General features: G+C 33.6%; 20 protein-coding genes, 1 pseudogene and 1 riboswitch. Of the genes and pseudogenes, 6 read left to right on the forward strand and 15 right to left on the reverse strand.

Features of this window, described 5'->3' with window-relative positions; all coding sequences use genetic code 11:
* Positions 1–10: 10 nt before the first annotated feature.
* The 3 genes from CL818_RS12220 to CL818_RS12230 all read right to left on the reverse strand — a co-directional run bounded on the left by CL818_RS12220 (position 11) and on the right by CL818_RS12230 (position 3,495).
* A complete protein-coding gene (locus CL818_RS12220) occupies positions 11–1,108 on the reverse strand; it encodes a homoserine dehydrogenase family protein (RefSeq protein ID WP_286973197.1) in 1,098 nt (365 codons plus the stop codon).
* Entirely contained in the window at positions 1,068–2,075 is a 1,008-nt protein-coding gene (locus tag CL818_RS12225) for an alpha/beta fold hydrolase (protein ID WP_272973420.1), read from the reverse strand. The genes CL818_RS12220 and CL818_RS12225 overlap by 41 nt, the downstream gene beginning before the upstream one ends.
* A 103-nt stretch (positions 2,076–2,178) precedes the next feature.
* Entirely contained in the window at positions 2,179–3,495 is a 1,317-nt protein-coding gene (locus CL818_RS12230) for an O-acetylhomoserine aminocarboxypropyltransferase/cysteine synthase family protein (protein WP_286973198.1), read from the reverse strand.
* A 118-nt stretch (positions 3,496–3,613) separates the two neighbouring features.
* Positions 3,614–3,736: riboswitch (SAM riboswitch) on the reverse strand.
* A gap of 405 nt (positions 3,737–4,141) precedes the next feature.
* On the opposite strand from CL818_RS12230, the gene metK reads away from it, so the two are divergent.
* Together metK and CL818_RS12240 are read left to right on the forward strand one after the other, a co-directional pair.
* A complete protein-coding gene (gene metK, locus CL818_RS12235; RefSeq protein WP_286973199.1) occupies positions 4,142–5,395 on the forward strand; it encodes a methionine adenosyltransferase in 1,254 nt (417 codons plus the stop codon).
* Between the two features lie 230 nt (positions 5,396–5,625).
* Positions 5,626–7,101, forward strand: a complete 1,476-nt coding sequence (locus tag CL818_RS12240) for an amidase family protein (RefSeq protein ID WP_502692255.1) — start codon at positions 5,626–5,628, stop codon at positions 7,099–7,101.
* Here CL818_RS12240 and CL818_RS12245 read toward each other — a convergent pair.
* Complete coding sequence (locus CL818_RS12245; RefSeq protein ID WP_286973201.1) at positions 7,098–8,018, reverse strand: DUF302 domain-containing protein; 921 nt, start codon at positions 8,016–8,018, stop codon at positions 7,098–7,100. The two genes, CL818_RS12240 and CL818_RS12245, sit on opposite strands and share 4 nt — an antisense overlap.
* A 929-nt stretch (positions 8,019–8,947) precedes the next feature.
* Between CL818_RS12245 and CL818_RS12250 the strand changes: the two genes are divergently transcribed.
* Entirely contained in the window at positions 8,948–9,562 is a 615-nt protein-coding gene (locus tag CL818_RS12250) for a deoxynucleoside kinase (protein WP_286973202.1), read from the forward strand.
* Between the two features lie 211 nt (positions 9,563–9,773).
* Positions 9,774–10,436, forward strand: coding sequence for a tetratricopeptide repeat protein (locus CL818_RS12255; RefSeq protein ID WP_502692256.1), 663 nt, complete (start codon positions 9,774–9,776; stop codon positions 10,434–10,436).
* A gap of 41 nt (positions 10,437–10,477) precedes the next feature.
* Here CL818_RS12255 and CL818_RS12260 read toward each other — a convergent pair.
* From CL818_RS12260 to argS, 8 genes and pseudogenes are all read right to left on the reverse strand, one after another.
* Positions 10,478–11,473: pseudogene (locus CL818_RS12260) on the reverse strand (App1 family protein phosphatidate phosphatase).
* 148 nt (positions 11,474–11,621) lie between these two features.
* The gene (locus CL818_RS12265; protein ID WP_272973411.1) at positions 11,622–14,066 is read right to left on the reverse strand and encodes a sodium-translocating pyrophosphatase; all 2,445 of its coding nucleotides are present in this window, start codon (positions 14,064–14,066) and stop codon (positions 11,622–11,624) included.
* A 115-nt stretch (positions 14,067–14,181) separates the two neighbouring features.
* Positions 14,182–14,709: an inorganic diphosphatase gene (locus CL818_RS12270; protein ID WP_013186947.1), complete on the reverse strand. Its 528-nt coding sequence runs from the start codon at positions 14,707–14,709 to the stop codon at positions 14,182–14,184.
* 140 nt (positions 14,710–14,849) lie between these two features.
* On the reverse strand, positions 14,850–15,473 hold the full coding sequence (locus tag CL818_RS12275; protein ID WP_286973204.1) for a response regulator: 624 nt from the start codon (positions 15,471–15,473) through the stop codon (positions 14,850–14,852).
* Positions 15,473–18,490 (reverse strand): ligand-binding sensor domain-containing protein, encoded by a 3,018-nt coding sequence (locus tag CL818_RS12280; protein WP_286973206.1) that lies wholly within the window; start codon positions 18,488–18,490, stop codon positions 15,473–15,475. Before CL818_RS12280 ends, CL818_RS12275 begins: the two co-directional genes overlap by 1 nt.
* Before the next feature lie 135 nt (positions 18,491–18,625).
* Positions 18,626–19,510: a bifunctional 5,10-methylenetetrahydrofolate dehydrogenase/5,10-methenyltetrahydrofolate cyclohydrolase gene (locus CL818_RS12285; RefSeq protein ID WP_286973207.1), complete on the reverse strand. Its 885-nt coding sequence runs from the start codon at positions 19,508–19,510 to the stop codon at positions 18,626–18,628.
* A gap of 91 nt (positions 19,511–19,601) precedes the next feature.
* A complete protein-coding gene (gene ffh, locus CL818_RS12290; protein ID WP_286973209.1) occupies positions 19,602–20,930 on the reverse strand; it encodes a signal recognition particle protein in 1,329 nt (442 codons plus the stop codon).
* Positions 20,931–21,119: 189 nt separating this feature from the next.
* Entirely contained in the window at positions 21,120–22,898 is a 1,779-nt protein-coding gene (gene argS, locus CL818_RS12295) for an arginine--tRNA ligase (RefSeq protein ID WP_272973407.1), read from the reverse strand.
* Between the two features lie 159 nt (positions 22,899–23,057).
* Here argS and CL818_RS12300 point away from each other — a divergent pair, with 159 nt between their 5' ends.
* Positions 23,058–23,489 (forward strand): hypothetical protein, encoded by a 432-nt coding sequence (locus CL818_RS12300; protein WP_272973406.1) that lies wholly within the window; start codon positions 23,058–23,060, stop codon positions 23,487–23,489.
* Here the strand turns inward: CL818_RS12300 and CL818_RS12305 are convergent, their stop codons facing one another.
* A complete protein-coding gene (locus CL818_RS12305) occupies positions 23,490–23,693 on the reverse strand; it encodes an LPXTG cell wall anchor domain-containing protein (protein WP_013186940.1) in 204 nt (67 codons plus the stop codon).
* A gap of 71 nt (positions 23,694–23,764) precedes the next feature.
* Between CL818_RS12305 and CL818_RS12310 the strand changes: the two genes are divergently transcribed.
* Positions 23,765–25,186: an SDR family oxidoreductase gene (locus CL818_RS12310; RefSeq protein WP_272973405.1), complete on the forward strand. Its 1,422-nt coding sequence runs from the start codon at positions 23,765–23,767 to the stop codon at positions 25,184–25,186.
* 1 nt (position 25,187) lies between these two features.
* Here CL818_RS12310 and ctlX read toward each other — a convergent pair whose 3' ends face one another.
* Both ctlX and CL818_RS12320 read right to left on the reverse strand, forming a co-directional pair.
* On the reverse strand, positions 25,188–26,117 hold the full coding sequence (gene ctlX, locus CL818_RS12315) for a citrulline utilization hydrolase CtlX (RefSeq protein WP_272973404.1): 930 nt from the start codon (positions 26,115–26,117) through the stop codon (positions 25,188–25,190).
* Positions 26,118–26,127: 10 nt separating this feature from the next.
* Positions 26,128–26,352: arginine deiminase family protein (locus CL818_RS12320; protein ID WP_286973213.1), on the reverse strand; the 225-nt coding region annotated here is incomplete at its 5' end.

Consider the following 26,352-nt stretch of genomic DNA (forward strand, 5'->3'; position numbering starts at 1 on the left):
AATTCTTACACTAAGCTTCAACCAATTTAAAAGTGTTAAGCTGCTTAGCTATTTTTAATATATCTGTTAAGATACCTCTAGCTGTAACGGCACTTCCAGCGCCAGCACCTTGTATAACTAATGGTTGTTCTTTATAAGATTCAGAATAAATTTCGATGGCTGCATCTGCTTCTCTTAGTTGTCCAATTGCACTTGTTTTTGGCTCTAATACAAGTTTGGTTTGCAAGGTGCCATTTAAAACATCTAACTCTCCAATATATCTAAAGACATGGTTTGCTGATTTTTTTATTTTTAAATCTGAATAGTAACTATCTAATTCATTCAGCTTTAAATTGAAGTCATCCAAATAGTGAATTTCTTCTAATGAAGAAGGTAACAGAGACTCAACACCTATGTCTGAAAGTTCCTTTTGTAGTCCTATTTCCCTAGCTAAGATTAGTAATTTTCTGGCTACATCTTTTCCAGAAAGATCTTCCCTAATGTCTGGTTCTGTAAAGCCTTTTTGCTGTGCGCTTTGCAGCACCTCAGAAAACAACAGTTGCTTCTCTGAAAATGTATTGAATATATAACTTAACGATCCAGAAAACACACCTCTTATTTTATGGATTTGCTCGCCACTGTCTGAAAGCCTTCTTAAGGTTTCGATTATAGGCAAACCTGCACCAACATTAGTTTCATAATTAAAATGCGTCCAATTATTTAAGATTGTTGTCCTAAGAGAATTGTAATAGTCTAATGATAATGTATTAGCAATTTTGTTTGCAGTTACAATATGATAGCCTTGTTGAAAAAATGATTTGTAATGTTTTACAAATTTTCTGCTTGCTGTAGCATCTACAATTATAATATTACCAAGCTCCTCTTTTTGGATATAGCGTATAATATCATTTATTTTATAAGGAAAACCAAAAATCTCAAAATCGGTTTGCCAATTGTTTTTAATGCCATTTGTTTTAAAAAAAGCTGTGGTAGAGTTTGCTATAATTGGAATCTCTAAATTTAATCCTTGCTTTAAAGATATAGTAGCGTTTGTAGCTAGAACTTGCTTAATTAAAGTGCTACCAACATTACCTATTCCAAACAATATGATGTTTATGGTTGTGTTCATGAGTTTTAGTTTCAAAAATTGGTTTTAATATGTTTTGAAGTTGTGCTGTTTCAATTAAAAATGCATCGTGACCGTGAATGCTCTTTATTTCAGAAATAAACACATTATCCTTCTCTGTACAGAGATCTATATAGGTTTCCCAAATGTCTTCTGCCAAGAAAAACAAATCAGAATCTACACTTACAAGATGAATATCTGCTGAAATAACTTGCGATAAATCTTTAATAGAAGTGTAATTTCTAAGCACATTAGCGGTAGTTAACAGGTGATTCATTAATTTGTAACTGGCTAGTTGAAATCGGTTTTGCAATAGGTTTCCATGATACGAGAGCCAATTCTCTACTTTAAAAATTGAATCTTCATCTCTTTCTCTTTCAAACTTTTGTTTTAACGATCTTGGTGTTCTATAAAGTGTCATAGCATGCAACCGAGCATCATAAATTGGATTGGTTGAGTTATTAAGAATACTGTCTTGTATCTTACAATTTGCAAGCAACCAATCTGTGGCTTTCCAATCTGTTGCTATAGGTATTATATGCGCAATTTTTATTGCTTTTAAAGCTGCTAGCTCCCAAACCAGTTGGCCTCCTAAAGAACCACCAACCACTGCAAACAACTCATTAACACCTAAATGCTCTAAAATCCTAACTTGTATTTTAGCAACATCTACAAGTTGCCAATCCTTATAGTTTTTTATAGCATAATCACTGTTTACATTAAAGCCATTACCTGGAACATCTATACTTAAAATGGTAAACCTTTGTGTGTCTATAACTTTGTTATCACCCACTATTGCAGACCACCAACCTTTTGCTCCTGTTACATTTGAGTTGCCTGTTAATGCATGATTAATTAATACAATAGGTGCTGTTCCTAAAGCTTTACCAAATTGTTGATAGGTGGTTTTCACTAAAGTTTTCGACCCAGATGTAAGCTTAAAATCTTCTATTATAAATTCTGATATCATTTTCCTAGAGTTTCAAAAATTGTAAAGCAACCTCAACCACCACAAATGATGGTTGAGGCATTTATAGCTTTAAAGAATTTTAAATTAAATGGTATTGTTAGTCTTAATGTCCATTTAGACTAAATGCTTCAGCAGAAACCTTGGTGTCTAATTTTTGAAAAGCTTGAATTAAATCAGATTTCAAATCATCTAAATGCTCTAAACCTACACTTAATCTTATTAGATCTTTTGTAACTCCAGTAGATTCTTGCTCTTCATCTGTTAGCTGTTGATGAGTAGTGCTTGCAGGATGTATTATTAAAGATTTAGAGTCGCCAATATTAGCTAACAATGAAAATATTTCAGTTTCATTTGCTATAATTTTAGCACTGTTATAACCACCTTTTACTCCAAAAGTTACAACGCCACTTTGGCCATCTGGNAAATATTTTTTTGCTAACGAATTGTATTTGCTAGACTTAAGTCCTGGATAGTTAACCCAAGTTACCTCTTCCTGTTCTTGAAGCCAAGTTGCAAGATTTAGTGCATTTTTGCTATGCTTTTCAAGCCTTATCTCTAAAGTTTCTAATCCTTGTAAAATTTGAAAAGCGTTAAATGGACTTAATGCTGCACCGTGATCACGCAAACCTTCTATTCTTACTTTTGCTATAAATGCTGCTTCCTGCAATGCATCGTGATACACCAAACCGTGATAACCTGGTGATGGCTCTGTAAACTCTGGAAACTTCCCACTAGACCAGTCAAAAGTTCCGGCATCTATAATAACGCCTCCTAATGCAGTACCATTTCCGTTTATGTATTTTGTAAGCGAGTGAATAACAATATTAGCACCATAATTTATAGGGTTTAATAATGCTGGAGTTGCCACAGTGTTATCTACAATTAGTGGNACTTTATAAGCTTTTGCTTNAATAGAAATTGCTTCAATATCTAAAACATCTAGTTTTGGATTTCCTAAAGATTCAATAAAATAAGCTCGTGTGTTTTCCTTGGAAGCTTTCTTAAAATTCTCAGGATTTTGGGGATCTACAAAAGTTGTCGTGATACCAAATCTTGGCAAGGTGACTTTAAGTAAATTGTAAGTGCCGCCGTATAACGAATTTGAAGCTACAATATGATCTCCAGCTTTTAAAAGTGTAAGCAATGTTGTATTAATTGCTGCTGTACCAGATGCTGTGGAGACTGCAGCAATACCACCTTCAATATCTGCTAGTCGTTTTTCAAGAATNTCATTTGTCGGGTTATTTATACGTGTATAAATAAAGCCTTCTTCAGATAGGTTNAACAAATTTGCAGCGTGGTNTGCATCTTTAAAAACATAACTTGAAGATTGGTAAATAGGAACCGCACGAGTGTTTCCGTTTGTTGNTGTGTCGTGCCCNGCGTGCAACGCTTTGGTTGCTAAAGATTGTGTACTCATTTTTCTAATTTTTGAGTTAAAAATAAATTGAACCCAAAGCCAAAAAGCTCTCGAGAGCGCCTTGATAGAAAAATGTTAAAAAGAAAAAATAGCCACATCCCAGAAAGGGATTGGTTGTGGGTTATCTATCTGTACAAACCAGAAATGATTGGCTGTACTGTAGAATGTAGCACCTTCTTTCTAAGTGAAAGGGTTGCTAAGGCTTCATAGGGTCTATTCCCTCAGCCTTTCTTGATAACATCTTCAATAAAAGTTTGAACTTTGAGCTACAAAGATGAAACGCAAACACGACATAACAAAATTTTTTTGAACTTATTTTCATTTTTGAANATNTATATACTACGTATATAAAGTTTAANTTTANNNGAGAAGNCTTATAACTATCGCTGCATCATTCATTTCTATTAAGACAATTAAAGAGATTAAATCTTATTTCATACTTTTGCATCTCAAAACGAGGAAAGATTTGACTGATTGCAACCTCGATTTCTGTTTTCAAAAACAGTAACACTTTGATTTTTAAGTGTTTTAAAATGCTAAAGCAGTATACTTCAAAATCCTATTAAATTAATAGGATTTACTGTAAACTCCTTACGGCAATCTCGTCAAATCTTCTGTAATATAATTTAAAACTAAGATTACGTTTATGGCGTATTTATTTACTTCAGAAAGTGTTTCTGAAGGACACCCAGATAAAGTGGCAGACCAGATTAGTGATGCCTTATTAGATAATTTTTTAGCTTTTGATCCAGACTCTAAAGTAGCTTGNGAAACCNTAGTTACAACAGGGCAAGTTGTACTTGCTGGCGAAGTAAAAAGCGANACCTACTTAGATGTGCANCATATTGCACGTGAGGTTNTTAACAATATTGGTTACACCAAAGGTGCATATCAATTTAGCGGTGACTCTTGTGGCGTTATCTCATTAATACACGAACAATCTCAAGANATTAATCAAGGTGTNGATAGAGCTAACAAAGANGAGCAAGGTGCAGGTGACCAAGGAATGATGTTTGGTTATGCTACCAAGGAAACAGAAAACTACATGCCNTTAGCATTAGATATTTCTCATAAAATCCTTATTGAACTTGCAGCACTAAGACGTGAAGGAAAAGACATTACTTACCTAAGACCAGATGCAAAATCTCAGGTTACTATTGAGTACAGTGATGATAATATTCCGCAACGTATTGATGCTATTGTTGTTTCTACACAGCACGATCAATTTGATGAAGATGAAGTAATGCTTTCTAAAATAAAGGAAGACATTNTAAACATCTTAATACCTAGAGTTAAAGCTCAAATGCCAGAATATGTGCAACAGCTTTTTAATGATGATATNACNTACCANATTAACCCTACTGGAAAGTTTGTAATAGGTGGTCCTCACGGAGATAGTGGCCTAACAGGTCGTAAAATTATTGTAGACACGTATGGTGGTAAAGGTGCTCACGGTGGTGGTGCTTTTTCTGGGAAAGATCCTAGTAAAGTAGACCGAAGTGCAGCTTACGCAGCAAGACATATTGCTAAAAACCTTGTGGCTGCAGGCGTTGCAGATGAAATACTCGTACAAGTTTCTTATGCTATTGGTGTTGTAGAACCAACATCTATTTATGTTGATACTTATGGCTCTAAAAATGTAGCGCTTACAGATGGTGAGATTGCCAAGAAAGCTGCCGAAATATTTGATATGCGTCCAGCTGCAATCGAAAAACGTTTAAAACTTCGTAATCCTATTTATTTAGAAACTGCAGCTTACGGTCATATGGGTAAAGAACCAAAAACTGTAACNAAAGTATTTGAGTCTCCTTACTCTGGAAAAATTACTAAAGAAGTAGAGTTATTTACTTGGGAAAAATTGGATTTTGTTGATAACGTAAAGAAAGCGTTTAACCTTTAAGTTCAATTTTATTTAGACTTTTAAAAACCATCTGTATAAACAGATGGTTTTTTCTATTTTTATACAAATCATTTATCATGAAATTTACCTACTCATTTTTNTTACTATCAACATTCTTCTTAATTATTTCTTGTAAAACAAATTCTGAAGAAAAAGAGCAAGAAATACTTTGGACAGCCTATGATGAAACTTTAGAGCTTGAGATGCAACAGGAGCACCAAAACAGCCGCATGCAGTTTGAGTTGATACAATCAAAAGTTTTAGATAAAAATGAAGTATACCAACCGCTAAACAAGGAAGTTTCATCATTTACTAATGAAAGATATGAAGCCTTAAAGCCACTAATTTTAGAACAGGACATTCCTACAATTCAAANCCATATTAAAGANANGTCTTTAACTTATGANGAGCTTACACTGTTTTACCTAAAACGTATTTATAAATTCGAATTGGATTCAACCAAAACNTTAAATGCAATAATTGCTTTAAACGATGAGGTATTAAATGANGCCAGAGCTAAAGATAAAGACACTACNACCAACAAGCATCCTATATTCGGAATGCCAATTTTATTAAAAGATAATATAAATACTAAAGGAATGGCCACTACTGCTGGTGCGGTAGCTTTAAAAGATAATTACACAACAGAAGATGCCAAGTTAGTTGAAAATTTAAAAGCAAACGGTGCTTTAATTTTAGGAAAATTAAACCTGAGTGAATGGGCATATTATTTTTGCGATGGCTGTCCTCTGGGCTATAGTGCAATTGGAGGNCAAACACTTAACCCTTACGGAAGAAAAGCATTTGAAACTGGCGGAAGTAGCGCAGGAAGTGGTGTTGCAACTGCTGCTAATTATGCGGTTGCCNCAGTTGGTTCTGAAACTGCAGGATCTATCATATCACCTAGTAGCCAAAACTCTGTAGTAGGTTTAAAACCCACAATAGGCGTAATTTCTGGAGATGGTATTATCCCTATTTCACATACTTTGGACACTGCAGGACCTATGACCAAAAACGTAACTGATAATGCTATTGTTTTAGATGCTATGACCTCTGTTAATTANAAAAGNATTNTAGAGGAAAACGTNTCCCTAACNACTAAAACATTTGGAGTATACAAACGCTTACTAAATGATTCAATTTATAAATCTACAGTTAAATTTTTAGAAGATAGTGGCGCAACTATTGTCGAACTTGATGAACCAGAGCTTCCATTAGATGGATTCCTAACTCTACTCAACCTTGAAATGAAANATGATGTTCCTACTTACTTAAGTTCATATGCATCTAAAGATGTTACTGTTTCATCTCTTGAGGATGTTATGGCGTTTAATAAGAAAGATAGTGTTTTATATATGCCATACAACCAAGAACTTTTTGATGGTATTATAGCAGACTCTACTTCTGTAGAAGAATTTGAAGCAATNAAATCTACTCTTTTAAGTAATGGGAACGCGTTTTTTCAAGATGATATGAAAGCACATCAACTAGATGCAATTCTATCTATTAATAATTACCATTCTGCTTATGCAGCTGTAGGATTTCATCCTTGTTTGGCAATGCCTATGGGTTATAAAGATACTGGAGAACCTATTGCATTAACTTTTATAGGAGCGCCAAATACAGAGCGAGAGTTATTAAAAATGGGCCTTGCATTTGAAACTGCAAGACCCATTAGAGTACTTCCTGAAAATTACAAGGACTAGTTAGTCGCTGAAATTGCTAAATTATTCAAGGCGTTAGTAATATCTTCTAATGTGCTGTTTTGAGAATTAGAAATTAAGTGTCTAGATTTTAAAAAGTTNGGNTTGTTGTANGAAACTTTTACCTCTCCATTTTCATCTTCCCACACTAAGAATTTTTGTGGCAAATCTAATGCTGTAGTTTGAGAATCTTGCATTAGTGGTGTTCCTAAATTTGGGTTGCCAAAAACTATAACNCTTGTAGGCCTTAAGCTTAACCCTGCATTTTGGGCATTCTCTTGGTGGTTAAGTTCAAAAACCAATGATAAATTGGTATTATCTATGATNGAGTTTCTCAAATTATTATACGTGGTAGAAAAATTGTTTTGACTTACCAATGTAATAACACCTTGACCACTNTTTATACTNGCACTGGAGTTAGTAAGTACTTCATTTTGCGTAGTTGTATTAACAANACTCTCTAANGCAGATTCAATTTGTGGTAAAGTATTAGCACTTTGCACTCCATATCTTGTAGATAAATAATTAACAGAGTTATATGANGCAATAACCTCACTACTCGCATTTTCATACACTAAAATATGTTGAGGCAGATCTAAACCTGCTAATTGGTTTTCTTGCATTACTGGTGTACCTAAGGAAGGATTCCCGAAAAAGATAATTCTTGTATTACGCAATGACTGGTTAACGCTTTGTGCATTTGCTGTATGGTTAACTTCTGCTAAAACAGAAATATTACTATTACTTTGTAACGTGGCTCTTATACCATTGTAAGTAGTAATAAAATCGCTTTGACTGTTAGAATATGACAAGCCAGCAGTTGTGGGCTCATTAAATGCATTAGGATCTCCATTATCGTCATCTCCACCACAGGAAACAAGNACAAAACAAAGACTTAAAATAGATAGGATTGATTTCATTTTTTTATTTAAATTTTGGATAAATGTAACGGAGTAGTTACTACTTTTAATAGTATTTAACCGCCTTTAACAAGCCGATGTTAAGGAACTATAAAATATCATTAAAGTATTGGCCTAGAATTTGTATTTTCAACTCCTATATGAGACTATTTATTCTATTATTTTTAGCGTTTTGCTTTTCNACTTATGCTCAAGACATTGCTGTAAAAGCAATTAGCAAAACTACNGTAGAGACAGATACTTTTGTTGGTGTNGATGAGTACAANAGTTTATACCACATTAAGGATAATATTTTTTACAAAAAAGAAAGCGGAAAAACATACCAGTTTAATGATTTTCAATTGGGTGATCTTACACACGCAGATATATTAAACCCTCTTAAAATTGTATTGTTTTATGAGGATACAAACACCGCTGTAATTTTAGACAATACACTGTCTGAAATTAAACGAATTAATTTTAATCAGATTAATGAATTTAGAAACATACAATTTGCAACAACAGGCATAGATAGAAATCTATGGGTATTTAATCTTGACTTACAACAATTAGAACTTTATGATTATAATAGAGATGAAGTTGTAGCTAATACACAACCAATTTCTGAAACTATAGAACTTCAAAAATCTAATTATAATTTTTGCTGGTTACTCACAAAATCTGGAATCCAGAAATATAACATTTATGGCAGCTTGATGAGCGATTTTAAATTGCAGGACGTTATCACCTTTANTGAAAAAAATGGAAACCTAGTAATTGCAAATACTACGTCTTTATATTATCTAAAAAAAGGGAACACAGAATTTCAGCTCATAAAGCTCCCAAAAATTGATGTTAAACAGTTGTTTTTGGATATTGAAAACCTCTATCTTTACGATGGTGAAACACTTCATCATTACCAATTACAACTACCAAAAAACTAGACCATTATGCACGTTGCCATTGCCGGAAACATTGGTGCTGGAAAGACCACGCTCACAAAACTACTTGCCAAACACTATAATTGGGAACCAGAGTTTGAAGATGTTTTAGACAATCCTTACTTAGAGGATTTTTATAACAAAATGGCCAGATGGTCTTTTAACCTTCAGGTCTATTTTTTAAACAGTAGGTTTAGACAGGTTTTAGATATAAGAAAACATGGTAAAGATGTAATTCAGGATCGTACAATTTATGAAGACGCTTACATTTTTGCTCCCAACTTACATGCCATGGGATTAATGACAAATCGTGATTTTGAAAACTACAAATCACTTTTTGAGTTAATGGAGAGTGTTACAAAGGCACCAGATTTATTAATTTATCTGCGTAGTAGCATCCCTAATTTAGTAGGTCAAATACATAAACGTGGTCGTGATTACGAGAACACCATTTCAATAGACTATCTAAGCAGACTCAATGAGCGCTATGAAGCTTGGATACACGATTATGACAAAGGGAACCTACTTGTTATAGATGTAGATGATATTGACTTTGTTAATAGTCCTGAAGATTTAGGTGGCATCATAAATAANATAGACGCACAAATTAATGGCTTATTTTAAACAATAGACACAAATGAAATATTTTATAAGCCTTATATTAATTTGCAGTAGCTTTTTTGTAAGTTCTCAAACCATTGAGGATGCATTATCAACTGAAACTAAATTTTATAATGCTGTTGATAAATGGGTAGCTTTTCCTAGCCAAAAGAATGATTCTACCGCTGTATATGGNTTTATATATATTGATGAGCATGCAGGGTTTACTTTTAGGATGATTGGGGATTTTAAGATTGTAGACGGCGACTTCAAAAATATCCCAAATGATATTTATAAAACTACAATCTTTGCATCTAGACTATCTAAAAACTCCCGTTTATTTGCTCTTTTAAATGAAGAACAACAAAATCAGTTAAATTTACCTGTAACTCCAGACTGGCTCTCAGTATATAAATTACAAGCAGGTGATGTTTCATATCTCACAAATATTGGCAATAAATATAACGCAGTTGGAGCATCTCAAAATGCACTTGAGCCACTATTAAAAGCCTATGCCATAGAACCACATTTTGAAGGTTTAGAATTTGAACTTGGTTATGCTTATAATGCTTTATTCCAGTTCGAAAAATCAATTCCTATTTTAGAAAAAGCAATACAGTATGATACTAGTAATGAGTTATTATACAAAGAACTCGGTTTTGCATTTTTAAATCTAGAAGATATTGAAAAGGCTAAAGATGTTTATGTTAAAGGCATTTCAATTGCTTTAAGTGAAAATAACAAAATAGAAATGGCCTTTAATCTTACTTATGGCTACTATAAACAAATGGATAAAAGCAATTTTAATTTATGGGCGAAGAAAGTAAGGGAGATGGTCAAACAAGATTCACCATATATTGCATATTTAGTTCAAATGGAAGAACAATGGCCGGAATAACATTGATAACTAGAAAAATAAAAACATAGTTGATTACAAGCTTAACAAATTAACCTCAATTTCCTTGCGTGCTCTAATACTTCTTCTGAATCTTTAAACAAGAGTACTGGTACGTTAGTGTAATCTTTAATTAGACGNTGTATACGCAACATTCNTTTTTTNTGATTTACNGTTCTTATATAAATNGNTTTTATNCTATNTGGANANTGCTTGACAANATCTAGGTAAATATCNATNTCNTGNTCNCCAGCNTCACCNATTAANACAAACTNNNTNTTAGGATANGTNTTAATNATNTTTTTNATNTCNTGTTCTTTATGAGATNCTTTNCGTTTTTTAGTTTTATCNAAAGGTGTTCTAAAATCTCTTAAAAGTATTGGCCCTTTAGGGAAGTTATTATGCTTTAAGAAATACTCTAAATACCTATAAAGATTCCAAGGGCTGTTACTTACATAAAAAATTGGGTTTGCCTCTTCTCCACTTATACCTTGATGTAGTTTAGAATAAATAGTAGCTGCGCCAGCAAATGCCATACGGTTTTCTGCGTGCTTAAATAGTGAATTTACAAGCACTTTCCATTTTAACTTTGAAACTACACCAGTTTCTAACAGTGTATCATCTATATCACTTATAACACCAAATTTTGATGATTCAGAAGGTATGAGCATCTCTCCTGGAAATCTATTTTCAAGATTAATGAGCTTATCCTTAAACACATCATACGCTATTTCATAGTTTAACCAACCTTCTTCATTAATGCTATCTGTAAGATCATTTGTCTGCTCATCTACCAAATAATAACCTTCGCTATTGGTATCTGAGTACAACACCTGTTCATTTGGTAGTTGAATTTTTAATGTCTCATGCCTTACCTCATCAGTTTCAAAACGTTTCCATGTATTTCTTAAGAGACTTAAAAATCCTTTTTTAGATAAATCTATTGATTCGTCTTCGAGTGCTCTTCCTCTTAAATATAAATGAGTTTTAGTACCGTAACTCTGAAACGCTATAATTTGAAGTGGGTCTTTTTTAAACATGCAATGAAGATAGTTAGTCTATAGCATTACCAGCGAGTCTTTAAGAAAGCTATAATACAACTTTGATAAATTTTTTACATTTTACTACTAAAAAAACCGGTTGTTACATATAGTAACAACCGGCTATTTATTTAATTATAGTGTGTAACTACTCTTTATCTTTCACTTTAATCTTAATACCATCTACATCTTTTAACTGAGAGCGTACTTCTTCTTCTGTACCTCTAAAAGACTTCTCTTCGATAGTTGTTTCGCCATTTACTGTTCTTCTAATTTCAACGTTAGCAACAACTTCTCCGGTAGCGTCATTTTTTACCATCTCCACTACAGTTTCAGTTTTGTTATTAAGGTCTTGAGTGCCTTCAATAATAACGTTTTCACTAACCTCAATAGTTTCAACTTCATCTATATCAGTTTCAGCTGAATGACCACCTAATATAGGTGCTATCACTAATCCAATAAGACATGTTAGCTTTATTAATATGTTCATTGAAGGACCAGAAGTATCTTTGAAAGGATCTCCAACAGTATCTCCAGTAACTGCTGCTTTATGAGCATCACTCCCTTTATAGGTCATTTTTCCATTAATCATCACACCAGCTTCAAAAGATTTCTTAGCATTATCCCAAGCACCACCAGCATTGTTTTGGAAAATTGCCCAAAGCACGCCACTAACTGTAACACCTGCCATATAACCTCCAAGCATTTCTGCAATTGCTAAAGTGCTCATTCCAAAAAGCATTGGCACAAAAGCAATAATAAGTGGAAAGCCAATAGTTAATAAACCTGGCAACATCATTTCTTTTAAAGAAGCCTGAGTAGAAATTTCGACACATTTATCATATTGTGGTTTTCCTGTACCTTCCATAATTCCTGGAATATCTCTAAACTGTCTGCGTACTTCTTGTACCATTTGCATAGCTGCTTTTCCTACGGCATTCATAGCCAAGGCAGAAAATACAACTGGAACCATACCTCCTACAAACAACATTGCTAAAACCGGAGCTTTAAAAATGTTTATGCCATCTATTCCTGTAAAAGTAACATAGGCTGCAAAAAGTGCTAGTGAAGTTAATGCTGCAGAAGCAATAGCAAAACCTTTTCCTGTTGCTGCCGTTGTATTACCAACAGAGTCTAAAATGTCTGTACGCTCACGTACTATTGGTTCTTGTTCACTCATCTCTGCAATACCACCAGCATTATCTGATATTGGTCCAAATGCATCAATAGCTAACTGCATAGCCGTTGTTGCCATCATTGCTGAAGCGGCTAATGCCACACCATAAAATCCTGCAAATGCATATGACGCCCAAATGGCACCAGCAAATAACAATACAGATGGGAATGTAGAAATCATACCCGTTGCTAATCCTGCAATAATATTTGTTCCTGCACCTGTGCTAGACTGTTGTACTATTTTTAATATTGGTTTTTTACCAAGACCTGTATAAAATTCGGTTACAGAAGAGATAACTGCACCTACGAAAAGACCTACTAAGGTTGCATAAAACACACGCATAGACGAAATATCTTGAAGACCTTCACCAAAGAATTCCATTTTCATAGTTTCTGGCAACATCCAAGTCACTAATGCAAAACAAGAAATAGCTACCAATATAATTGACACCCAATTTCCTAAGTTTAACGCACCCATAACTTTATCTTCTTTAGCCTCATTGCTGTTAATTTTAACTAGCATAGTACCAATGATAGAAATGATAATACCAACACCTGCAATTGCCATTGGTAAGAGAATTGGGCCAATACCGCCAAAAGCATCTGTAATAGCGCCACCCATATCTTTTATCACATAGTTACCAAGAACCATTGCAGCTAGAACTGTTGCTACGTAAGACCCAAATAAATCTGCTCCCATTCCTGCAACATCTCCAACATTATCTCCAACGTTATCTGCTATTGTAGCAGGATTACGAGGATCATCTTCTGGAATACCAGCTTCTACCTTACCAACTAAATCTGCACCAACATCTGCTGCTTTAGTATAGATACCGCCACCAACACGAGCAAAAAGTGCAATAGATTCTGCTCCTAATGAAAATCCTGCTAAGGTTTCTAATACTATTGTCATATCCATAGTATTGGTCCAAGAAGCGCCCATAAACGTATGGAAGAAAATGATAAAAAATGCTGTTAATCCTAACACTGCTAAACCGGCTACACCTAATCCCATTACAGTACCACCACCAAAAGATATCTTAAGAGCTTGAGGCAAACTTGTTTTTGCTGCCTGCGTAGTTCTTACATTGGTTTTAGTAGCGATTTTCATACCTATATTTCCTGCGAAAGCAGAAAAGACTGCTCCAAATATAAATGCAACTACAATTAACCAATGGGTAGTAGGTACAACAATTGAAACTATAGCGAGCAGAAAACTTACTACAACAACAAAAATTGTAAGTAATTTGTACTCTGCGCTAAGAAATGCTAGTGCACCTTCGTAGATATGGTCTGAGATTTCTTTCATCTTACCATCTCCAGCGTTTTGTTTCATTACCCAAGATTGTTTAACCCACATGTAGATTAAACCTAAAACTGCCATTGCAATTGGCATGTAAATCATAAATGACTCCATAATATATTTGATTAGTTATTTTTAAGAAAATCAAATGTAAGACAATGACATAAATAAAAAAAGCAATAATTTTTTGAGAATTATTGCTTTTTTTAACCGGTAATAAATGAATTATTTATTTTATACTAACTTCCTCTGCAGGAATATCACTTTCTTGATATCTTATGATACATTTAGAAACAATTTCTTTTGCTTCATTAACGTCTCCCCAACCACCAACATCTACTTTCTTCTCTTCTAAATCTTTATATACTTGGAAAAAATGCTCAATCTCCTTTATTAAGTGAGGATTAAGTTCATTTAGATCATTTACATTGTTTGCAATAGGATCACTTATTGGAACACAGATAACTTTCTCATCTGGTCCTTTTTCATCTGCCATATGAAAAACTCCAATTGGCTTAACCTCTATAACACAACCAGGAAATGTTGGCTCTGTTACAAGCACCAATACATCTAAAGGATCTCCATCTAATGCTAATGTTTCTGGCATAAAACCGTAATCTGCAGGATACATCATAGATGAAAATATCATACGATCGTAACGAATTTTCTTTAATTGAAAATCGTATTCATATTTGTTTCTGCTTCCTTTTGGAATTTCGATAAGCACATCGAAAGTTTTAATCTTACTTGCTGTCATTATGTTTTGTTTATAAACTTCGTCATTTTTGGGGGTGCAAAAATACGCATTTGTTTCAGAAGTAAAATCATACTTACACTTTATTATTAGGTTAAATAATATCTAAGTTGCAGTATGGCAAGTGTATTGAGATGTTTTAGTTATGAAACTTCATATAATTTAGAAGACAATGCAAAGTTTATAAGTTCAGACATTGTATTCATATGTAGTTTCTTTTTAATATTCTTTTTATGAACCTCAACTGTATGAGCAGAGATATTTAGATTATCTCCTGTTTCTTTTGCAGTTTTCCCAGACGCTAATACAATTAGCACTTGTTTTTCTCGCTTGGTAAGCTCCTCTATTTGTTCTGAATAACGAGCCACTTCCTCAATGCCTTCGACTTCTTTCTTGTAATTGAGCATAGCAAGATCTATGGTTACTTTTAGCTGTACCTCATCAAACGGTTTAAGAAGGTATGCGAATGGCAGTACTTTTTTTGCTTTATTTATAATGTCCTGATCGCTATATGCTGTTAGAAACACCACAGGTATACTTTTTATTTCTTTTAGTTGTGATGCCACATCTATTCCATCTTTCTCCTCATTCAAGTTTATATCTGTAAGTAAAAGTTGATAGTCGTTTACAGAGAACAACTCATAGGCTTCCTTAAAATTCTTAGCAGTATCTACTTTAATCTTGGCGTACTTCTCTAAGGTTATCTTAATATCCTTTGCTATAATAAACTCATCTTCAACCAGAAGAATTCTTTTAATGTTTTCCATTATTTACAATCTATTTTAATGCTATTTACAACACCGTTATCGGTATTGGTTTCTAGGGCTCCATCCAATTGCGATACCATATCTGAAACCAATCCTACGCCCAAAGAGCTCGATTTAATTTCATCTAAGGTATATCCGCAACCATTATCTTCTAGTGTAATGAGTAATGTATGGTTTATTTTTTCACAAGAAATTTTCAAGTAGTTATCCTTATTATATGTTTTAAAGGCATATTTAAAGGTATTTGTAACCAGCTCGTTGAGTATTAACCCCAATAAGGTGGTATTAACTTCACAAAATCCTGTTCGCTTTAAGTTATAAATTATTTCGAACTTCATCAAACCGTCATCTGCTAAAAGCTGAAGTATTCTTGGCACAAACTCTTCAATAAACTTTTTAACGTTTATCTTTTTCTGGTCTATTTGAATTTCATTCTGAATATAAGCAATAGCTAAAATTCTATTTTTGGCTATTAACAAACTATCCTTTGCCTGACTATCAACCGTGGCAGATTGTATATTTAACAAACTGGAAATTATCTGAAGATTGTTTTTTACTCTATGATTTAGCTCCTTCATAAGAAAGCTAATATTATCCTTTTGTTGAGAAGTTTTTTTATTGGCTTTTTCTAAAGCTTTATTTTTAAGCAATAAGTCTTGAGTGCGCTGATCTACCAACCTAGAAAGTTTTTCCTTATCTCTCTTTAAAGCATTAGTTTCTCTTAATACTATATACACACCCATTGCAAAAATGCATAANACAAGCAGTATTTTAAAAACTATNGTTTGGTACCATAATGGCTTAANAACTATGTTTAACACCTTAGGNTCGCTCCATTGCCCTGTCATTTGTGAAGCAGANACATAAAANGTATANTCTCCAGGATTTAANTTTGTATANGTAGCGTTTTGACGNTGTGTAGACGGACTCCAACTTTCATNAAAATNNTNAAGNTTGTACCTGTAANANGTTTTTTCTGGNTTTAAATAACTTAATGATGAANANTTAAGTGTNATTACATTTTCATCACTTTTAAAATATAANGTGTCATTATTTCGCAGAGTAGATTCTATTGGAGNGTTAAACAACTCGACAGATTCAAAATANACTTTAGGTTGGTATGGATAATCCTTAATTTGAGATGGCTGAAACTTATTAAAACCATCTATACCTCCAAAGTAAAAATAGCCGTCTTTATCCTTATAGCCAGACTTCCCATTAAACTCATTATTTTGCAAACCATCTTCACTCGTATAGTTTTTAAACTCTTTAGTTTTGGAGTTTAAAACTGATATTCCCTTATTAGTAGAAACCCAAACATTATTAGCCTCATCGATTAATAAGCTATAAACAAAATCATTAGGAAATCCTTTTTGCTTTATAAACTTTTCTGTCTGTAAGGTGNTTGTGTTTAACTTAGTGATTCCAGAACTGGTACCTATCCAAATAAAACCGTNATTATCTTCATTAATTGCAAANATTCTATTACTAGTCAAGCTCTTTTCCTTAGCAGCAGTTTCGGTAAAATGATGCTCAAACTCTAAGCTACTATTTAATTTATAAAGACCTTCATCTGTNCCTAACCATAAATTACCTTTACTATCNTTAAGTGAAATTCTTGCTCTGTTTATTCGCTTACCATTTATTAATATAGGTGTAAATNTTTCTGTCTCCGTATTAAATTCAGAAATTCCGCCAGTCCAGGTACATANCCATAACTTGTTANCTGGCATTGGTATTATTTCTAATACCTCATTATCGGGCAACGTGTTTTCTTTATAAGGATGTTTTAAATACTGCTTAAACCTATCTTCTGAAGGTATGTACTTTAAAAGTCCATCAAAAATACCTCCAGCCCAAAGTGTATTACTTTCATCTTTGGCAAACGCATAAATTATATTTGCATTTTTATGTTTATATAATTTATAAGTGTTCTTGTAGGTGTTATGTTTTACAACTCCAAATGAGCTTCCCAACCATAATANTGAATCTGTATCCTTATAAAAAGGAAAAATATTAATGTTAGTAGACTTTAATACATCATTTAAACGAACTCTATTGGTTTCAAATTTTTTCTGAAAACTATTATAATGTACTACACCATCTCCTTCTGTACCAAACCAAGTATTTCCATTTTCATCTGAAACAATCTCATTGGCTGTAAAAGGCTTATAAATCTTTTTTGAAGTGTCTTTTACGATATAGGAAGTTACGCCATCACCTACATTGAACTCTAACAACTTAACTTGAGTTGCAATAAAAAATGTGCCTTCAGATTTTTTCGAGATATGGTTTACAGAAACACCATCTACATATTTCTTTAGTGATTTAAATTGCTTGTCTACTGTATAAATTCCCGTTATGGTACCAATTAAAAAACCNTCGGCTAGGGCTTCAATTTGAGTGATAAGTTCTAAACCTTCAATTTTAAATGGTTTAACAATACCTGTTTTTATATTAAATACCAGTGGACCAGAAGCCGATGTCGTAAANATGTACTCTGTCTCNTTAATAGCATCTACATCTAGTACTCGACTTTCTCNNGANTTAGTTGGCAGCTTTACTATTACCTCGCGTTTAGTTTTAGTATTGTAAACAGTTGCATAATTTTTAAATGAAAACAGTAAGAAGTCTTCATTTAACGGAAAGATACCATAGCTTATACCTAGGTTAAGGTTTTTATTATTTTTCTTTAAAGCAAAGAATGTATTTTTTGAGAGTTGGTATCCTAAAATACCTTTNGTGTTAGAGGCTATCCAAAGCGTATCTCCTTTTGCGTATAAACCTCTTATGTGATCGTCTTGAATAGAGTTAGAATCATTAGGGCTTGCAGTGAACAGTTTAAATTCATAGCCATTAAATCTATGAAGACCATCTTCTGTTCCTACCCATAAAAATCCNTTTTCATCTTGAGTAAGTGCGTTAGCATTTAATTGCACCAGGCCTTTATCTTGACCTAAGTGATTAACCATTAANGTATCACTTAATATTTGAGAGACTCCTGTTTGGCAATGCATAAAAACACAAAGGCCANCTACAATTATTTTAAATATGCTGTAAGGAAACTTCAACTAAATTAAGGTAATGCTTAACATCATCGCTAATATAGTTGATTTATAAGTAATTATCTTCTAAATGCAGAAATTATAGCCCTATATAAGGCCTCTGTGGCGCTCTCTTGCTAAAAGAGTGTTTTTCAGCAACATAGCGATTGTCATTGGCCCTACACCACCAGGAACAGGTGTAATAAAGCTTGCTTTTTTGCTAACATTTTCAAAATCTACATCGCCAGTAAGGTAATATCCACGTTTTTTTGTTTCATCTGGAACACGTGTAATCCCTACATCAATTACCACAGCATCGTCTTTTACCATTTCTGCTTTTAAGAAGCCAGGCACGCCTAATGCTGTAATTATGATATCTGCTTGAGATGTAATTTGAGTAATATTTTTTGTGCGGCTATGTGTTAATGTTACAGTTGAGTTTCCTGGAAATCCTTTTCTACCCATTANGATACTCATAGGTCTTCCAACAATATGACTACGACCAATAACAACGGTATGTTTTCCGCTTGTCTCTACCTCATAACGCTCTAANAGCTCTAAGATACCAAATGGCGTTGCAGGAATAAACGTTGTCATATCCAGCGCCATACGNCCAAAGTTTGTAGGGTGAAAACCATCTACATCTTTATCTGGATCTACCGCCATTAGCACTTTTTGTGTNTCTATTTGTTTTGGTAACGGTAATTGCACTATAAACCCATCTATATCTGAGTTTTCGTTAAGTTCTTTTATCTTTTTAAGCAATTCTGTCTCACTAGTTGTGGACGGCATTCTTACCATTGTTGACTCAAANCCTACACGCTCACAAGATTTTACCTTGCTATTTACATACGTTAAACTTGCACCATCGTTACCAACAATAATAGCTGCCAAATGAGGNACTTTCTCATTATTAGCCTTCATTTTATTAACTTCTTCAGTTATCTCTAACTTAATTTTTTCTGAAGTTGCTTTACCGTCTAGTATGGTCATTATATTTGGTTTATGTAGTAACTATGTGTGAACTATAACTCTTATTAATAGTACTTATTTAGGTTATTAATGAAACAACTGTAGGACAAGCTTAACGCATTTTGCCCATCATTTGCATCATTTTCTTTCCGCCACCACCTTGCATCATCTTCATCATTTTACTCATTTGAGTAAACTGCTTTAACAGTTGATTTACTTCCTGAACACTAGTTCCCGAACCTTTAGCAACACGCTTTTTTCTACTAGAGTTTATAATACTTGGGTTTGAGCGTTCTTCAGGTGTCATAGAATGTATTATAGCTTCAATACCTTTAAAAGCATCATCATCTATATCNATATCCTTCATCATTTTTCCAGCTCCAGGAATCATTCCCATAAGATCTTTCATAGACCCCATTTTCTTAACCTGTTGTATTTGCTTTAGGAAATCATCAAATCCAAATTGATTTTTAGCAATTTTCTTCTGTAGCTTNCTAGCTTCTTCTTCGTCATATTGTTCTTGTGCACGCTCAACAAGAGACACAACATCTCCCATTCCCAAGATACGATCTGCCATACGAGATGGATAGAAAACATCGATAGCATCCATCTTTTCTCCTGTACCAATAAATTTTATTGGTTTATCTACAACAGATTTAATTGANATTGCAGCACCACCACGNGTATCACCATCTAATTTAGTAAGGATTACACCATCAAAATTTAAGGTATCATTAAACNCTTTTGCAGTATTTACAGCATCTTGACCTGTCATAGAGTCGACCACAAATAATGTTTCTTGTGGCTGTATNGCTTTATGAATGTTAGAGATNTCTGTCATCATCGCTTCATCTACAGCTAAACGACCTGCGGTATCAATAATCACAACATTATGACCATTTTGTTTAGCGTGCGCTATTGCAGCTTTAGAAATGGCAACAGGATCTTGGTTTCCTTCATCACTAAACACCTCAACACCAATTTGCTCACCTACGACGTGTAATTGATTTATTGCTGCTGGACGATAAATATCACAAGCAACTAATAAAGGTTTCTTTGTCTTTTTATTCTTAAGGAAGTTTGCTAGCTTACCGGAAAANGTGGTTTTACCAGAACCTTGTAAACCAGACATAAGAATTATGCTTGGATTACCAGAAAGGTTTATACCTTCTACCTCACCACCCATAAGTTCAGTTAGCTCATCTTTTACAAGCTTAACCATTAATTGGCCTGGCTTAAGGTCTTTTAATACACCTTGTCCTAATGCCTTTTCTTTTACNGTAGAGGTAAATTCTTTGGCTATTTTATAGTTAACATCGGCATCAACTAAAGCACGACGTACTTCTTTTAATGTTTCTGCAACGTTTACTTCTGTAATTTGGCCGTGTCCTTTTAGGACGTGAAGGGCTTTATCTAACTTATCACTTAAACTATCGAACATATTCGGTCTTCCTTGAAATTTTTAGAGTGCAAATTTAGGGAAACCCATTAAGATTGTAAAGTTTTTAAGTCGTCATATTATTGACAAACATTAAACTATAGCCATTTAATTGAAAAATTAATATGCTTTAGCAAAAGTTACCAATTCTTAAACCTTTTTAACTTGAAATAAACTAATAAAAAAAGGAGACTACATTCTTACAGGAACCTGTATTCCCAATAAGCTAAAAGCATCTTTAATTAGTTCAGAAACTTTAAAAGACAATGCTACCCTAAAGGTTTTTAGCACCTCATCATCTGTTCCTAAAATTGTAACATTTTGATAGAAGGAATTAAACTCCTTAACCAAATCATAAGTGTAATTTGCAATTAATGCAGGACTGTGTTGTTGCGCCGCCTGCTGAATAACTTCAGGGAATTGTAACATTATTTTTAACAACTCCTTTTCCTTTGGGTGTAAACTCTTAGGAGTTTCTGCAACAGGAGCGTTTGTATCTAACTTAGATTTTCTTAGGATAGATTGTATTCTGGCATAGGTGTATTGTATAAACGGACCTGTATTACCTTGAAAATCGACTGATTCTTCTGGGTTAAATAAAATTCGTTTTTTTGGATCTACCTTTAAGATGTAATATTTTAATGCACCTAAGCCTATTGTTTTATAAAGTTCTTCTTTTTCTTCTGTAGAGTAACCATCTAGCTTTCCTAAATCTTCAGATAAGGTTTTAGCAGTTTGCGTCATATCTACCATAAGATCATCTGCATCCACCACAGTACCTTCACGAGATTTCATCTTTCCGCTAGGCAAATCGACCATACCATAACTTAGGTGGTACAGATACTCTGCCCAAGAATATCCTAATTTCTGTAAGATTAAAAAGAGAACCTTAAAGTGATAATCTTGCTCATTACCTACTGTATAAATCATACCTCCTACATCTGGGTAATCTTTAACACGCTGTACTGCTGTTCCCAAGTCTTGAGTCATATAAACTGCAGTACCATCACTTCGTAACACTAGCTTTTCATCTAAACCATCTTCCGTAAGGTCACACCATACAGAACCATCTTCTTTCTTAAAAAACACACCTTTCTCTAAGCCTGTTTCTATAATATCTTTACCTAAAAGGTAAGTGTCACTTTCATAATAATACGTGTCAAAATCTACACCTAAATTAGTATAGGTTTCCTCGAAGCCTTTGTAAACCCAACCGTTCATCATTTTCCAAAGATTTACTACATCTTCATCTCCTGCTTCCCATTGTTTAAGCATAGCTTGTGCTTCCAACAACAACGGTGCTTGTGTTTTCGCTTCTTTTTCTTCTGTGCCAGTTGCTACAATCTCAGCTACTTGTTTCTTATATTCTTTATCAAACCTCACATAATAATTTCCAACTAACTTATCTCCCTTAAGGCCTGTACTTTCTGGCGTTTCTCCTTCTCCAAATTTCTGCCAAGCCAACATACTTTTACAAATGTGTATGCCACGATCGTTTATAATTTGAGTTTTATAAACGTTCTTACCTGAGGCTTTTAATATTTCAGAAACAGAATATCCTAACAGATTATTTCTTATGTGCCCTAAATGAAGTGGTTTATTTGTGTTAGGTGAAGAATACTCAACCATTACAGCATCTCCTTCAGCTTTCTTAAATCCAAAATGTTTTTCTGAAAGTATCTCTTGAAAAGCAGCATTGTAATATAAATCTGATATTACAATATTTAAAAACCCTTTTACAACATTGAATGCTGAAACCTCTTCAACGTGTTCAACTAAATAGTCTCCAATTTGATTACCAATTTGGACAGGATTGCCTTTTACAACACGTAACATAGGAAACACCACAACAGTAATATCGCCTTCAAACTCCTTTCTGGTAGCCTGAAATTCAACTGATTCTAATGTTGCATCATATAAAGATGATACTGCGTTTTTAACGTGAAGGTCTAAAGTCTCTTGAAGTGTCATTTACTTAGGGTTTTTCCGTTTGCAAAGATAGTATTTTCAGAAGGTTGAAAATATAAAGCTTAAACAGATTTTAAGAATTGGTAGATAATAGAAACTTTAGTTCAACTTTAAAATTTGTTTCATCATAATTAACGTGTTACTAATTATCTTTACTAGACTATGCTAAGAAACATTTCGTATAACAATCCTAAGATTAAAAAGGAAATTGAAGCTGCTATTGGTAAACCATTTACATTATCACAACGCTTTAAAATGAACGGCATAGGTTCTTCTAAGCTATGGATTACAGCGACCAGCATTGAAATTCACAACTTACTCATTTTAGACAAATACAATAATGTATGTAATATAGAGATGAGACCTAACGGAATTATTATTGGATTTAGAAGCTTGTTAGAATCTTACGGCTTAATTATACCGTATTGGAAACTTAAGATTTACAAAGGCAAAGCAGAAGAATATAGTTTATACTGCGACAAACATTTTATAAAAATTAGAGCCAAGAAGGGCGACAAAAGCACCCATAAGTTTATTAAGAAAGTCATTAACTACAAAGCAGATCACCTACCTTCACAAATAGACGATTTATAGTTAGCGTTTTCTAAATGCAATGCCACCTATTAGTGCTAAAATACCTAAGCCAATCATAGCATAAGATTGTGTATTATCTCCTTGTGCCTGAACTTGCAATGGACCAGCATCTAAAGAAACTTCTGGAGTTATGGCTGTATATAAACCGTATCCTATTAAAACGACTCCAGCAATTAAAAGCACAAATTTAAGCGTATTATTCATTATAAAAATCTTAGGTATTGTTTTATACCAAGATACGTATTTATTGTGTAACTTCTTTTAAAATTATCACTATGAAAATATTATTAACAGGCGCCAACGGCTACATTGGTATGCGATTGCTACCTCTACTCTTAGAAAAAGGACATGATATTACGTGTGCCGTAAGAGACAAAAGCAGGTTGTCTGTTGATAAAGAGACGCTTAAACAAATTAAGATTGTAGAAGTAGATTTTTTAGAAGAGGTTAACACGTCAGAATTTCCACAAAATTTTGATGCTGCCTACTATTTAATACACTCTATGTCTGCCTCTACCTCAGATTTTGATGAACAAGAAGCTAAATCTGCAGAGCATTTTAATGCATATATGGCTTACGCAAATGTTACGCAAGTAATTTATTTAAGTGGAATTGTTAATGAGGAAAACTTATCCAAACACCTAGAGTCTAGAAAACAGGTTGAAAATACATTATATAAAGGTGATTTTAACCTAACTGTTTTGAGAGCTGCAATTATTGTTGGCTCAGGTAGTTCTTCGTTTGAGATTATAAGAGATTTATGTGAAAAACTTCCTCTAATGGTAACACCTAGTTGGGTAAAAACTAAAACGCAACCTATTGCTATTAGAGATGTACTTTCATTTTTAACTGGTGTTTTAGGCAATACTAAATGCTATAATGATTCTTTTGATATTGGCGGTCCAGATGTGTTGACTTACAAAACCATGATGAAACAATACACAGAAGTAAGAGGACTTAGCCTTACTATTATAGACACACCGTTTTTATCTCCAAAACTATCATCATATTGGCTATACTTTGTCACCTCTACATCTTATAAACTAGCTTTAAACCTAGTAGATAGTATGAAAATAGAAGTTATTACTAAAGACACAAGATTACAGGAACTATTAGATATACAGCCTATAAATTACAAAGAAGCTATACGCCTTGCTTTTGAAAAGATTGAACAAAATCAGGTTGTTTCTAGCTGGAAAGACTCTATGATTAGCGGTAGATTTTCTAAAAACTTAAATAAATATGTACAGGTTCCTAAATACGGTTGCCTTAAGGATGCCCAGCAACAAGAAACAGATCATCCAGAAAGAGCATTAGAACGAATCTGGTCTATAGGTGGAAAAACGGGTTGGTATTACGGCAATTGGCTTTGGAAAGTAAGAGGATATATAGACAAGCTTTTTGGAGGTGTTGGTTTAAGGCGTGGACGTACTCACGACACTCAAATATTTACTGGTGACTCATTAGATTTTTGGCGAGTACTTTTTGCAGATAAAGACGAGAAACGTTTATTACTATTTGCCGAAATGAAAATACCTGGAGAAGCTTGGCTAGAATTCTGTATAGATGAAAATAACATAGTACACCAAACTGCGACATTTAGACCAAAAGGCCTTTGGGGCAGATTATATTGGTATGCTATGTTACCTTTTCATTTTTTTATCTTCAAAAATATGCTGAATAAGATCGTGAGGTAAATTAAGCTTTAGGCAAGAATACTTCTGCCATCATACAACGCGCACTTCCACCACCACACGTTTCTATTGTTGTTAAGTCGCTACTTAAAATTTGGCAGTGAGCTTCTATTTTTGAAATTTGATCTGCATTTAAACTATCATGAGCAGCTTTACTCATTACTAAGTACTTAGCATCCTTACCTTGTACTTGTAACATATTACCAGCAAACTGATGCATTTGAGCTTCTGAAATAGCAATGACTTCTTTACCGTCTTTTCTTAAGTGATCTAACACATTTTTACGCTCCTTCTTATCATCAATAGTATCTAAACATATAACTGAAAAGTTTTCAGCAAGACACATCATTACGTTGGTATGGTAAATTGCTTTTCGCTCACCATCTACAGTTTGGTTAGCAGTAAATATTACTGGAAATAATTCAAAATCTTCACAAAACTCTATTACTAAATTTTCATCTGCTCTATCTGAAAGAGCACAGTATACTTTCTCATTAACACGATCTATTAATAGGCTTCCTGTACCTTCTAAGTAAAGCGCTTCGTCTTCTGCAGAAGTATAGTCTACAATATTGTTAATCTTAAACCCTTCAGACTCTAATCGCGCAATAATATCTTCGCGACGTTCTCTACGTCTATTTTCAGCAAACATTGGGTAAAGTGCAACATCTCCGTTTTTATGAAATGACACCCAATTGTTAGGAAAAATTGAATCTGGTGTATCTAACTCTAATTTATCATCTTCAACAATAACATTTACACCTACAGCTCTTAATTTTTCTGCAAAAGCATCAAACTCGTCTTGAGCTTTTTTATTTATTTCAGCATTCTTAATGTCTAAGCTTTCCTGAAAGTAATTGTTTACTGCAGTCTCTTCATTCATCCTAAATTGAACAGGACGAATCATTAATATAGTATTGGTAATTTGTGACATAGTCTTTTATTTAATCTCTTATTAATGGCATTGTACTACAACGTAACAAACCTTCTTGTTTTGCTATTTCTGCATAGGGCACTTCTTCAACAGTAATTCCTTGTGCTCTTAGCCATGTGTTTAACCTTGTGAAGTTTTTTTCTGAAATAACTACATCTTCTGAAATACTGAAAATATTACTATTCATGTGATACATTTCTTCTTTTGTAATTTCGAAGACATTGTCTTTACCAAA

It is taken from the genome of Croceibacter sp., from assembly GCF_002716225.1.
Lineage (GTDB): Bacteria > Bacteroidota > Bacteroidia > Flavobacteriales > Flavobacteriaceae > Croceibacter > Croceibacter atlanticus.

Coding starts and splice junctions, on each gene's coding strand:
- argS (WP_272973407.1), bottom strand. CDS start 22,898: ATGACACTTCAAGAGACTTTAGACCTTCACGTTAAAAACGCAGTATCA.
- CL818_RS12275 (WP_286973204.1), bottom strand. CDS start 15,473: ATGGAAAACATTAAAAGAATTCTTCTGGTTGAAGATGAGTTTATTATA.
- ctlX (WP_272973404.1), bottom strand. CDS start 26,117: ATGTCACAAATTACCAATACTATATTAATGATTCGTCCTGTTCAATTT.
- CL818_RS12310 (WP_272973405.1), top strand. CDS start 23,765: ATGAAAATATTATTAACAGGCGCCAACGGCTACATTGGTATGCGATTG.
- CL818_RS12305 (WP_013186940.1), bottom strand. CDS start 23,693: ATGAATAATACGCTTAAATTTGTGCTTTTAATTGCTGGAGTCGTTTTA.
- CL818_RS12265 (WP_272973411.1), bottom strand. CDS start 14,066: ATGGAGTCATTTATGATTTACATGCCAATTGCAATGGCAGTTTTAGGT.
- CL818_RS12270 (WP_013186947.1), bottom strand. CDS start 14,709: ATGACAGCAAGTAAGATTAAAACTTTCGATGTGCTTATCGAAATTCCA.
- CL818_RS12220 (WP_286973197.1), bottom strand. CDS start 1,108: ATGAACACAACCATAAACATCATATTGTTTGGAATAGGTAATGTTGGT.
- CL818_RS12300 (WP_272973406.1), top strand. CDS start 23,058: ATGCTAAGAAACATTTCGTATAACAATCCTAAGATTAAAAAGGAAATT.
- CL818_RS12225 (WP_272973420.1), bottom strand. CDS start 2,075: ATGATATCAGAATTTATAATAGAAGATTTTAAGCTTACATCTGGGTCG.
- CL818_RS12255 (WP_502692256.1), top strand. CDS start 9,774: ATGATTGGGGATTTTAAGATTGTAGACGGCGACTTCAAAAATATCCCA.